This is a genomic window from Blastococcus goldschmidtiae, from assembly GCF_031845325.1.
GTDB lineage: Bacteria > Actinomycetota > Actinomycetes > Mycobacteriales > Geodermatophilaceae > Blastococcus > Blastococcus goldschmidtiae.
The window spans coordinates 1-12,152 of record NZ_JAVREI010000008.1; the positions used below are offsets into that span (position 1 = coordinate 1).

Genomic DNA, 12,152 nt, shown 5'->3' on the forward strand with positions numbered 1-12,152 from the left:
AAGGCCTCCTCTGGTGGCGGAGCGGTTCCTCGACAGCTCCACTCCACACCGGGAGGCCTTCGCCCATCTACAACTCAGATCGTGTCCTCGCAGGTCCTCGACCAACGTGCCTGGTCATCACATCTAGCGGCGCGCGAAGACGTAGGGCCGCAGCGGGGGCTCCTCGGCGACGTCGGGGGCGTTGCCCTCGGAGTTGCCGGCGTAGGCGAGCAGTCCGGCGAAGTCGGCGGCGAAGGTCGCCGGGTCGACCCCCGGCTGGAACGGCTGCGCGCAGGTGGTGAGCGGGATCCGGGCACGCGCCGCGGGACCGGGGTGGCCGAGGGCGTCGGCGACGATCGCGAATCCGATGGCATCGAAGCTGCCGATGGCGAAGTGGTCGGCGACGTTCGTCGGACAGACGTCCTGCAGCGCGATGTTGGCGATGCGCCCCTGTCCCGTGCGCAGGGCAGAGCTGGGCATCGGCCCGACGTTCGGCACGACGACCTCGTCGAGGCGGGTGTAGGCCACGGTGTAGTCGATGCCGGCGAAGGTCTCGGCACCGCTGTTGAGCGCGCGCAGGAACTGCGACTGCGAGGCCTGCTGGTGGAAGGCGGGGTTGCAGTCCCCGCAGGTGATGTCGGAGAGCACGGTGCCGTGGTTGGAGGGGCTCAGCCCGACGAGGTCGTCGACGACCTTCCGGGTGTCGGGCCAGAACCGCAGCGCCCAGCGGGGCACCATGCCGCCCTGACTCCAGCCGACGACGTCGACCTCGCGGTGGGACTGCCGGCTCATGGTGCGCAGCGCGTGGACGACGTACTCGCCGGCGACCTGGATGTCACCGGTGGCGTCGAACGGGAGCGTGATCGCGCACCAGCGGATGCCCATGGCGGTGAAGGCCCGCTGGTAGTTCCAGGAGAAGTTGGGCTCCGGCGTCACGGTGGTCCCGGGCACCAGCAGGACGGGGTCCTGCCGCAGGTGCTTCAGCGGACCGTTGCACGTCAGTGCGGCGTCGAGCTGCGCCCTCGGGACGCTGAGCGCCGGGCCGGGACGGTCCAGCGGCGCGAACTCGCCGGTGGCCGACGGCTTCGGCGCAGGCGTGGCCGCCGCCGTTCCGGCCGTGCCCACCACCAGGACGGCTGCGGCTGCCGCCACCAGCCAGGACCGGACTCCGCGCACGGGCACTCCTCGAGATCCGGACGCGCTCCGTCGCGCGCCGTCGGGGGCTCAACGAGCCGCACCACAGAAGGTTGTGCACTCACATCGTAGCGAAACCCGAGATACGGAGCGCATCACAAGCTTCCAGCACCAAACGGAATTGCCGGCTCACTGTTAGCGGAATCTCTATTCCAATTCGAACCAATCCGTGGAGCCGTCGGCCTTCTTCCGGAAGTAGCTGATCCGGCGCGATGCACGCAGAATCGTGCCATCAGGCAACTGGATTGAAGGGCCCGTGCCATCGAGATCCACCGACACATCTTCAGGCCCCATGATCCGACCCGGGTCGGCTCCGAACTCGCTAAGCACGGCGAGTGCTTGGCGCGCTGAAACACCCTCTAGTGCGTCACCTGAGCGACTGAACCAGACTCGCAGCCTTCGAACAGAACCCGACCAAGCAGCAGCGTTGGCGATGGCAGTCATAGGTTCCGAAGCAAGTACAGCGACCAGGGCGCCTACGGCTTCGAGCAAGAGCAACGATGAACCTGGTTCCGAGGCAACCAGCTGGAGACTGCTCTCGTTGGGCATGTCGGGTCTTACGCCATGAAGCGAGCCCCGCAACTCCGTTGGTCGCGCCAGAGAGCCTCTTTCACCACTAGAGACGTACTCGTAGTAGCCACCACCATCGCGCCGCTTCGCTGCAATAGATTCAGCCAGCGCCTGCTCCACGGGAAGCGAGCCGATCTTCGCTGTAGCCGTCGTACGACGAAGCTCGCGGTCGAACTCTTCAAGCGCTTGCGTGACGTAATAGGCTCGCGGGTCGCTCAGGGCGAGGATAAGTCCAGATTGCTCAACCGGGGATTGGCTTTGCCAACGCCGCTCAAGTTCACGAATCATCGGCATTTTGTTATCGACGAAAGCGCGGGACTCTACTAGGTCCGGAACGTACTCGCTCACTCATGCCTCCGCATGCATCTAAACGTCTCTTCATCGGGAGCCGTGCCGGCAGCAACATACCCATAGGCCGGATGGAACTGGCGTGCACATCGGCCGTGGCGTGCACTGCGGGTGCGAGTCTTACGACATACGGCTTGGCCGTCGGACGGGCGCCCGCCCCGAAACAGCTGTCTAGGTAGGTCGTTGACAACGATGGCGAATCGCTGGGGGCGTGTGGTGACCATGCCTGGGCTCCGGACGCCTTCATACGAGCGACATCCCACTCGACAACGATTAAGCGGTCTGCGGATCTGAGTAGCTTGACGCCTTGACGATCTATCCGTGCACGGAGGGCGGCAGCGCGCGCAGCATCCGGTCGACCGATTCGACCCTTCTAACGTCGAGATGGCGCTAGTGGGCAAAGCGGCCCAACTGGTCCCGCGCCGCAAGGACGACGACCCCGACGTCGTCGATCGGCGGAGGCGCCGAAGTCAGCCATCACCGACGGACCTTTTCCTCCACGAGTTCCAGCGCGCTCTCCACGACCGGGACGGCTAAGGAGCGGGCCAGTCCGAGGCCGGGACGCAAGGCCTTCCTGTGGACGACGAGCCGCAGGTCCGCCTAACTGGTGCATGCATCCAGGCGCGACTGAGCGTCCTCAGTCCATCAACGGGTCGGCGTCCTCGTCCGCGGTGAACGCCGCCCACAGCGCGGCGTACGCGCCCCCCGCGGCCAGCAGCTCGGCGTGCGGCCCGATCTCGACCAGCCGCCCGTGGGCGAGCACCGCGACCCGATCGGCGCGCGCCGCCGTCGTCAGCCGGTGCGCCACGACCAGCGTCGTCCGTCGCCGGGCCACGGCGTCTGCCGCTCGGGTCACGGCGGCCTCGGTGGCCAGGTCCAGCGACGCGGTCGCCTCGTCGAACAGCAGCACGTCCGGGTCGACCAGCTCCGCGCGGGCCAGGGCGAGCAGCTGCCGCTGACCGGCCGACAGCGACCGACCGCGCTCCCCCACCCGCGTCCGGTAGCCCTTGGGCAGGCCTGCCACCATGTCGTGCGCGCCGACGGCTCGGGCGGCGGCCTCCACCTCGGCGTCGGTGGCATCGGGCCGGCCGTAGGCGATCGCGTCGCGCACCGTGCCCGCGAAGAGGAACGCCTCCTGCGGCACGACGCCCAGCCGCGCCCGGTACTGCAGCAGGTCCAGCGAGCGCAGGTCCGCGCCGTCCACGCACAGCGCCCCGGACGTCGGGTCGTAGAACCGCGCGACCAGCTTCACCACGGTCGACTTCCCGGCCCCGGTCTCCCCGACCAGCGCGAGGGTCTCCCCCGGCGCCACGGTCAGGGTGACGTCGCGCAACGCCGGAGCGGACGCGCCGTTGTAGGCGAAGGTGACGTCGGCCAGCCGGACCTCGCCCCGCAGCGGGCCCACGGGTGCTGGGGCGACGGCGGCCGGGGTCGACGTCGGGGTGCGCAGCAGGTCCCGCACCCGGCGCAGCCCGACGGAGGCCTGCTGGTAGCTGTCGAACACCTGCGAGAGCTGCTGGACGGGCGCGAAGAACGTGTCCACGTACAGCACGAAGGCGATCAGCACGCCGGTGGTGATGTCGCCGGAGGTGAGCCGCGCGGCGCCCACCGCCAGCACCGCGGCGGCGGCCACCTCGGACAGGAACTCGACGAACGGGAAGTACGTGGCGATGTAGCGCTGGGCCCGCAGCCGGACGTCGCGGTAGCTGCGGGCGTACCCCTCGAAGACGGCGGTGGAGTGCTCGGTGCGGTCGAACGCCTGGGTCACCCGCACCCCGGCGACGTCCTCCTGCAGGCGGGCGTTGACCGCGCTGACCCGCTCGCGCGCCTCCGTGTAGGCCGGCACCGACCGCGAGCGGAACCAGACGGTGGCGATGACCAGCACCGGCAGCACGGCCACCAGCACCAGCGCCAGCTCCGCGTCGAAGACGAACAGCGCGACCAGCACCCCGATCAGGGTGAGCACGCTGACCACCGCGGTGGTCAGCCCCGTCTGCAGGAACGCCGACAGCGCGTCGACGTCGGTGGTCATCCGCGTCATGATCCGGCCGCCGAGCTCGCGCTCGTAGTAGTCCAGACCCAGCCGCTGGAGCTGGGCGAAGGTCTTCACCCGCAGCGTGTAGAGCAGCCGCTCGCCGGTGCGCCCGGCCAGCCAGGCCGAGCCGCGGGACAGCGCGAAGCCGACGGCCACGACGGCCAGCGCGATCCCCGCCACGGTCAGCAGCAGGCCCAGCGAGCCTTCGGTCACGCCGTCGTCGATGCCCTTCCGCACGAGGGCCGGGATCGCCAGCTGGGCGGCGGTGTCCCCGATCACCAGCAGCAGGCCGGCGGCCAGCGGCCAGCGGAAGGGCCGGATCAGCCGCCACAGCGAGAAGTCGGGGTCGGCGGCCCGGGCCCGGTCCGGCGGCACGTCGGGGAGCTCGTTCGCCGGGGGCAGCCGCTCGACCAGCTGCCGCAGCACCGGGGTCGGGGCGGCCGCGGCGGCCATCCCCGCGCCACCTCCCCCGCCCCCGCCTGGGGCACCGATGGAGCCGGCGGCGGCCCGCGAGGGACCGTCGTCCTCGGCTGCCGCCTCCGGCGCGGGCCACGCCTCCGGTGTCGTGCTCCCGGACGGCAGCTCGTCGGCCGGCGGCGGGGCATCTCCCTCGGCACCGGAGAGCAGCAGCCGGTACAGCGGCGAGCGCGCCTCGAGCTCGGCGGCGGTGCCGACGTCGACCACCCGGCCGGCGTCCAGAACGGCGATCCGGTCGGCCAGCGCCAGGGTCGAGCGCCGGTGCGCGACCAGCAGCGTCGTGCGCCCCTGCATCGCTCCGCGCAGCGCCTCGTGGATCCGCGCCTCCACCGCCGCGTCGACGGCCGACGTGGCATCGTCCAAGACCAGAACGCGGGGATCGACCAGCAGCGCGCGGGCCAGCGCGACCCGCTGCCGCTGGCCGCCGGACAGGGTCAGCCCCTGCTCCCCGACCACGGTGTCGTAGCCGTGCGGGAGCTCGCTGATGAACCCGTCGGCCTGCGCGGCGCGGGCGGCGGCGCGCACCTCGTCGTCCGTGGCGTCCGGGCGGCCGAAGGCGATGTTGGCCCGCACCGAGTCGGAGAACAGGAAGCTGTCCTCGAAGACGACGCCCAGTGCGGACCGCAGCCCTCGGGTGTCCAGGTCGCGGACGTCGACCCCGCCGATCCGCACCGCGCCTTCGGACACGTCGTAGAACCGGGGCAGCAGGTTCACCACGCTGGACTTGCCCGACCCGGCGGTGCCGATCAGCGCGAGGGTCTCCCCCGGCTCGATCCGCAGCGACACCTCCGACAGCACCGGCCGGTCGTCGTCGTGGCCGAAGGTGACGTCGTCCAGCTCGACGGCCAGCGGTCCGTCGGGCACCGCGCCGGTGCCGGACACGAGCTCGGGCCGGGCGTCGATGATCTCGAGGACCCGCTCGACCCCCGCCCGGGCCTGCTGCCCGATGGTGAGCAGGGCGGCCAGCTGACGGACCGGGGATACCAGCGCGGCCAGGTAGGTGGCGAAGGCGAGGAACGTGCCCAGGGTGATCGAGCCGCGCAACGCCAGCCAGCCACCCAATGCGAGCACTCCGACCTGTCCGAGCGCCGGTATCGCCTGCAGCAGCGGGTTGTAGCGCGAGGTGTACCGGACCACCCGCATGCGGGTGCCGTAGAGCCGGCGGGCGCCGGAGTCGATCCGGTCGAGCTCCCGGTCCTCCTGGCCGAAGCCCTTGACCACGCGGACGCCGGTGACGGCCGCCTCGACGTCGCCGACGACCACGCCGGCCTGCTGCTGAGCCGCCCAGTTCGCCGGGAAGAGATCGCGCCGCGAGCGCAGGGCCACCCACCACAACGCCGGGCCGACCGCGAGCGCGACGAGGGTGAGCAGCGGGGACAGGTACGCCATCACGCACAGCGAGACGACGAAGAGCAGGGCGTTGCCGGTCAGGTTGGGCAGGAAGGCCAACAGCCCCTGCACGAGCGTCACGTCGCTGATCGCCCGGCTGACCGTCTGGCCGGTCTGCATCCGGTCCTGGCCGGGCCCGTCGAGCCGGGCGAGGGCGGCGTGGACGTCGTTGCGCAGGTCCATCTGGACGTCGAGGGACAGCCGTCCGGCCAGGTACCGGCGGACGAAGCCGGCGGCGAACCGCAGCGCCCCGGCACCGACCAGTGCGAGCACGAACGGGGTGATGTCGACGGCGCGGCCGGCCTCGACACCGGCGACCACCCGGTCGACCACTTCCCGGACCAGCAGCGGCGCGAGGCCGGCCACCACCGAGGCGACCAGCGCGGCGGCGAACGCGCCGATCAGGTCACGGCGGTGCCGCAGGCAGTAGCCGACGAGCCGCTTGAGCCAGCCGCCCTCGGGCGGTGGGGGCTCGGCGTCACCGCGGGTGCCGGTCGGCTGGAGTTGGGTCGCCGTCACGAGGTGGCCGCCGCCCCCGGGAGGACGACGGAGAGAGACGGCACACCCTCAGTGTGCGACGAACCGCGAGGCCCTGCGCCACCCGCGTCAGCGGCATGCCGGAACAGCGACTGGTCAGCCGTTGGGCCGGAGCTTCCCCCCGGGCGCGCCGACCATCAACGTGACCAGCGTCCGGACCACCTCGGGCTCGAGGCCCTCGGTGTGCCCCTTGTCCTTGCGCAGCACGTCGGCCACCACCCGGTCGCCCTGCAGCCCCGGGTAGACGTACACCTCCGCTGTGCCCGGCCCGGGCGGCCCGCCCCACGCCCGGGTCGGTCCGCCGGGCCGCGTGTCGTGGATCCGCCCGGGCTGGTCGTCGACGACGTCGTCCAGCCGGACGCGGTTCCCACTGCCGAACCGCTCGGCCCACGGCGAGGTGTCGGGGAGCGAGACGATTTCGTGCTCCCCCGCGGTGTAGATGAAGGAGAATTCCGCCGACGGCAGGCCTTCCGCAACGGAGAACATCCGGGCCCGCACCTCCGGCGGAAGTGGCTGCTGACCCGGCTGCAGCGGCGGACCGAACCCCTCGACCAGCGGCGCCTGTCCCAACCGCCCGCCGGAGAGGCTCAGCCAGCCGTCGACCCGGTCGGCCCACCAGTCGCTACGCAGCAGCCGGTTCGACGTCATCCCGCCCTGCGAGTGGCCGGCGAGCCAGAACGACCGGACCTGCCCGGGGTACCGGGCGAGCACGTCCGCGACGACGGCCTGCAGGTACGCGTCGTCGGCCTCGGAGACCCACCTGCGGAAGGGGACCTTGGTCTGCGCGGTCGGGGTGGCGACCACCAGCCCGAACTCGTCGACGTGGTCGTGCACGGGGAAGTACTCGCGCTGCCAGGGCCCCAGCGAGCCGGCGCCGTGGAGGTTCAGCACGAACACGACGCCGTCCTGCGGCGGAGCATCGGGCCGGTCGAGGGTGAACGGGCGGCCGTCGAGGTCGACCTTCTCGGTGATCACGGCCCGACGCTAGAGGCGGTGGAGCGCCACCGGAAGGTCCACATCCGACCGCCTCTGCGCACGAACCGTCCGCTACTCGAAGTAGCGCCGCGGCGCCTCCACCAGCATCTGCCGGATCTGGTCCTCGGTGACACCCCGGTCCCGCAGCATGGGCAGCACGTCGCGACTGATGTGGGTGAAATTCCAGTTCGGCGCGATCTGCTCCTTGGCGGCCTGGGCCTCCACACCGGGGAAGTAGTCGATGTAGCAGCTCGCGTCGTGCGCCAGCACCATCCGGTCGGCGTAACCCCGCTCGGCGAGCGCGACGATCGTGTCCACCCGCGACGTCGTCGGGTTGTAGATGTCGAGCCCGAAGCGGTCCATGCCGAGCAGACAGCCGGCCTCGGCCAGCTCGCTCAGGTAGTCGAGGTCGTTGCTGTCGCCGGCGTGCCCGATGACCACCTTGGTGAGGTCGACGCCCTCGTCGCGGAACACCTGCACGGCCAACTTGCCCGCCTGGTTGCCGACGGAGGTGTGCACCGTGATGGGCGCCCCGGTCGCGCGGTGGGTGGCCGCGCAGGCGCGCAGGTTGCGCTCCACCCCGGGGGTCAGGCCCTTGGCCTCCACCACGCACTTGAGGAACGCCGCCTTGACCCCGGTGCTCGCGATGCCGTCGGTGAGGTCGGAGGTGAAGTCGTCGACCATCGGGTCGCTCGGCAGGTCGAGGAGCAGGCCCGGACCGCGGTACTCGTACTGGTGCGGCAGCTCGTCGTAGGTGTAGAGACCGGTGGCCACGATGATGTTGAGATCGGTCTGCTCGGCGACCCGCTGCACCCGCGGGATGTAGCGGCCCAGCCCCCACACCGTGGGGTCGAGGATCGTGTCGATGCCGAGCGCCTTCAGCTCGTTCAGCTTCTCGACGGCGTCCGCCACCCGCTCGTCCTCGTCCCACCAGTCGCCGTCGCCGTAGTTCTGCACGTGCTCGGTGGAGAGCACGAACACGTGCTCGTGCATGAGGGTCGGCCCCAGGTCGGCGGTGTCGATCGGGCCACGGACGGTCTCGACGGTGGGCATGGCTGTCCCTTCGGGTGGGTGGGCGGTGCTCAGCGCACCGGCTGCCAGTCGGTTCCTTCGCGCAGCGTCGGCTTGAGCACCTTGCCGCCGGGATTGCGGGGCAGCGGCTCGGACCGGACGTCGACGTACTGGGGGACCTTGAAGTCCGCGAGCCGCTCCCGGGCGAACGCGACCAGGCCTGCGGCGTCCAGCGTCCGGCCGGGCAGCGGGACCACGACCGCGCCGACCTTCTCGCCCATCATCGAGTCCGCGACGCCGATGACGGCGACCTCGCCCACGTCCGGATGCGCGGCCAGGGCGTTCTCCACCTCGACGCAGTACACGTTCTCGCCGCCGCGGTTGATCATGTCCTTCTTGCGGTCGACGATGTAGACCCGTCCGTCGTCGTCGATGCGGGCCAGGTCGCCGCTGTGCAGCCAGCCGTCGACGAAGGTCTCCGCCGTCTGCTCGGGCTTGGCCCAGTAGCCGGCCACGACGTGCGGGCCGCGGATCAGCAGCTCCCCCACCCCGCTCTCCGGGTCGGGATCCTCGACCTCGACGTCCACTACCGGGGCCGGGTAACCGACGGAGTCGGCGTGCTCGGCGGCGTCCTCGTGCGGCAGGTACGTGGACACCGACGAGGTCTCGGTCAGCCCGAACCCGTTGCCCACCCGCGCCGTCGGGAACGCCTGCTGGAGGCGGTGCACCAGGTCGGGGGCGATCGGCGCGCCGCCGTAGCTGAGCGACATGACCGAGGAGGTGTCTATGTCGGCGAAGTTCGGCTGCTGGAGCGCCAGCCAGTAGATGGCCGGCACGGTGGTGAGGACGTCGACGCGCTCGTCCTGGATCGCCCGCAGGAACTCCTGCACCTCGAACCCGGGCATGATCACCGACGTCCCGGCGACCGCGGTGACCACGAGCAGCTGGGAGTTGCAGCCGGTGACGTGGAACAGCGGGACGGAGATGAGCGTGGTGCGCGGCTCGCGGCCCAGGTCCAGGCAGCGCAGGCAGGTCTCGATGTTGGACAGGTAGTTCTCGTGGGTGGTCATCGCACCCTTGGGGAAGCCCGTCGTCCCGGACGTGTAGAAGATCCCGGCCAGGTCTGTGTGCTGCTGGTCGGTGGTCGCCAGCGGGTCGCCGTCCGGGAGCGGGACGCCCGGCTCGCAGACGAAGACGGCACCGGAGTCCTCGACGACGTACCGGACCTCGGGTTCGGCGAAGCGGGTGTTCACCGGGACGACGACGCCGCCGGCGAGCAGCGTGCCCCAGAACGCGTAGACCCAGTCGTTGCCGTTGGGTAGCCGGTTGGCGACCCGGTCACCCGGTTGCACCCCGGCCGCGCGCAGGCCACCGGCGACCCGGGCGGCGCGGTCCCACAGCTGCCGGTAGGTCACCCGCTCGCCGCCGAGCTCGACCAGCGCATCGGCGTCCGGCCGCTTCTCGACCGCCGACCGCAGGATCTCCGGCAGGTTGCGCGGCAGATCCCGGTAGCGGCGGATGCCGTCCGGGCCCGCCTCGATGCCGCTGCGGTCGAAGGGGTTCGGCATGCCGACCTCGCTGACGTCGTCGTCCGGCGCTGGTCAGCGGAGTCTGTCGCGGCCGAGGCCCCGCGTCCAGACGAGCGCGACCGGCCGGCGCGTTCAGATCCCCGGACCCGTCGAGGCACCGACGTCGCCGGTCAACCGTCCACGTAGCGGTCGCGCTCGACGACGAACTGGCCGGTCGCGGTGTTGGCGTCGACGAACTCCGGAAGCAGCGGGATGCGCACCGTCACCGTCACGCACACCGAGAACTCCTCCCCCGGCACCAGCGTCGGCGTGTACGAGCCGGCCGCGGCGCAGTCCGCGCCCGACGGCGCGTACGCCACCCGCACGTCGGTCGCGTCCACCGACTGGTCCTCCACCGCCAGCTGCGCGGCCCGCACTGCCTGCTCCTGACCGGTCGCCGGATCGGGCGCGGTCACCATCGCCCGGCCCGCCTCGCGCGCCGCCGCCGTCGCCGCAAACACCCCGCGCTGCACCGCCGAGAACCCCGCCACGATGTAGACCAGCGGCACGAACACCACCAGCGCGATGAACACGAACTCCACCAGCGCCGACCCGCGCTCACCCTCGACCTGCCCCAGCCGGGCGCGCAACCACCTCACGCGCCCTCCTTCACCGCGCGCCCGGTGACCTCCAGCGGCAGCAGGTTGCCCAGCGCCGACAGCAGTGAGGGCACCGACCCCGAACAGCGGACGACAACCAGCGTCATCCCGCTCGGGTCGGTCTCCTCCCCCGACGTGCACACCAACCCCTCGGCCGTCCGCTGGGTGGTCGCCCGCGCGACCACCTTCACCGTCCGCGCCGCACCCAGCGCCGAGTCGACGTCGGCGTTGGCCGCGAACCGGGCACCCTCCTGCGCGCTCGCCGTCACCACGTTGCGCACGTGCGCGTAGACCGCCACCTGCAGCACCGCCAGCAGCAGCGCCACGACCAGCAGCGAGACCAGCACGAAGTCGACGACGGCGCTCCCCCGCTCGCCGTCGCCGTCAGGAACGCGCCGATCAGCCACCGCTCGTGACAGAGGTGAGCGCGTTGCTCACCGCGTCCACGATCGCCGCCCGGAACGGGATGAGGATGGCCAGCACCAGCGCCGCCGTCATCACCGTGATCATCACCCAGCCCGGGACGTCGCCCCGCTCGGGATCATCGGCCTCGAGCCGCGCGGTCAGGGCCGCGAGGGCCGCCGTCAGATATGCGAACGAGCGCATGGCGCGTCCTTTCTCCGTGTCCACCGGCATCACTGCGCCAGCGAGACGATGCTGATCAACCCCGGGAACAGGGCGAAGAGGACGGTGACCGGCAGCACCAAGGAAACGACCGGGAGCAGGAAGGTCGACCCGAGATCCCCACTTCACGGCAATGACCGTGAGGCATCGAGGGCTCGCGCATCGTTACGGCACTCCCCTGTCGCGAGGGGGAGCAATAGGCCGGACGCCGACTCCCACACGAAGAAGCCATGATTCCGTTCCGCTGACCGGTACTAGGGGGGCACATGACGCAGCGTTGGGTGGATCAGGAGGAGTCCGAGGACTACCCGCCTAGGCATACCGGCACGAAGACGGGCCGCAGGTTCAAAACCGTCTTGGCGGTCATTGGGGCGTTAGCTTCGGTAGTCGCAATATTCACGGGCATCCTCACGATAGCCGAGAAGGAGGAGACGTACAGTCGGGCAGCCGTCGCCAACTTCGCTCGGCTGTACTTGGCCTTGGCACCTTCCGCTCCAGACCTATCGCTTGACACGCTCACGACGGAGAACTTTCGCAGCCTTGCTCAAGGATCGGAAAGCGAGTACGTCCCCTTTTGGGAGTCCGTCGAGACGTCAGCTTTAGAGTCAGTAAAAGTGGCAGAGCGCAAGAATTGGTACGAAGTGCGCTACACCATAACCTATCGAAACGGCCAAGTCGAACAAGTAGCATCGGCCTGGAACATTACATGCGAGAATGAAGTCCGCAGGTATGCGCCGTTTATCAATTGTGTGGGACGGGAGCTACTGCTTGACGACTTTGAGCCGCTGGACTAGCACAAGACTTTGTCGGACGAAAGCAGGTCGGTCTCAAGCAAGTTCCGGTACA

10 protein-coding genes are annotated in these 12,152 nt (G+C 70.5%); 1 reads left to right on the top strand and 9 read right to left on the bottom strand.

From position 1 onward, the window contains the following. Positions 1 to 123: 123 nt before the first annotated feature. The 9 genes from RM425_RS12370 to RM425_RS12410 form a co-directional block, all read right to left on the bottom strand. Positions 124 to 1,155: a lipase family alpha/beta hydrolase gene (locus tag RM425_RS12370; RefSeq protein WP_311345514.1), complete on the bottom strand. Its 1,032-nt coding sequence runs from the start codon at positions 1,153 to 1,155 to the stop codon at positions 124 to 126. A gap of 165 nt (positions 1,156 to 1,320) precedes the next feature. Continuing rightward, positions 1,321 to 2,091, bottom strand: a complete 771-nt coding sequence (locus tag RM425_RS12375; RefSeq protein ID WP_311345515.1) for a hypothetical protein — start codon at positions 2,089 to 2,091, stop codon at positions 1,321 to 1,323. A 637-nt stretch (positions 2,092 to 2,728) separates the two neighbouring features. Then, positions 2,729 to 6,511: an ABC transporter ATP-binding protein gene (locus tag RM425_RS12380; RefSeq protein WP_311345516.1), complete on the bottom strand. Its 3,783-nt coding sequence runs from the start codon at positions 6,509 to 6,511 to the stop codon at positions 2,729 to 2,731. A 114-nt stretch (positions 6,512 to 6,625) separates the two neighbouring features. After that, a complete protein-coding gene (locus RM425_RS12385; RefSeq protein WP_311345517.1) occupies positions 6,626 to 7,504 on the bottom strand; it encodes a hypothetical protein in 879 nt (292 codons plus the stop codon). Positions 7,505 to 7,576: 72 nt separating this feature from the next. Beyond that, positions 7,577 to 8,557: a phosphotriesterase family protein gene (locus tag RM425_RS12390; RefSeq protein ID WP_311345518.1), complete on the bottom strand. Its 981-nt coding sequence runs from the start codon at positions 8,555 to 8,557 to the stop codon at positions 7,577 to 7,579. A 29-nt stretch (positions 8,558 to 8,586) separates the two neighbouring features. Further along, on the bottom strand, positions 8,587 to 10,083 hold the full coding sequence (locus RM425_RS12395) for a class I adenylate-forming enzyme family protein (RefSeq protein WP_311345519.1): 1,497 nt from the start codon (positions 10,081 to 10,083) through the stop codon (positions 8,587 to 8,589). A 131-nt stretch (positions 10,084 to 10,214) separates the two neighbouring features. Then, positions 10,215 to 10,682 (bottom strand): hypothetical protein, encoded by a 468-nt coding sequence (locus RM425_RS12400; protein ID WP_311345520.1) that lies wholly within the window; start codon positions 10,680 to 10,682, stop codon positions 10,215 to 10,217. Beyond that, positions 10,679 to 11,089: a TadE/TadG family type IV pilus assembly protein gene (locus RM425_RS12405; protein ID WP_311345521.1), complete on the bottom strand. Its 411-nt coding sequence runs from the start codon at positions 11,087 to 11,089 to the stop codon at positions 10,679 to 10,681. Before RM425_RS12405 ends, RM425_RS12400 begins: the two co-directional genes overlap by 4 nt. Further along, positions 11,082 to 11,288, bottom strand: coding sequence for a hypothetical protein (locus tag RM425_RS12410; protein ID WP_311345522.1), 207 nt, complete (start codon positions 11,286 to 11,288; stop codon positions 11,082 to 11,084). Before RM425_RS12410 ends, RM425_RS12405 begins: the two co-directional genes overlap by 8 nt. Before the next feature lie 299 nt (positions 11,289 to 11,587). On the opposite strand from RM425_RS12410, the gene RM425_RS12415 reads away from it, so the two are divergent. Next, the gene (locus RM425_RS12415; protein WP_311345523.1) at positions 11,588 to 12,100 is read left to right on the top strand and encodes a hypothetical protein; all 513 of its coding nucleotides are present in this window, start codon (positions 11,588 to 11,590) and stop codon (positions 12,098 to 12,100) included. Positions 12,101 to 12,152 lie beyond the last annotated feature (52 nt).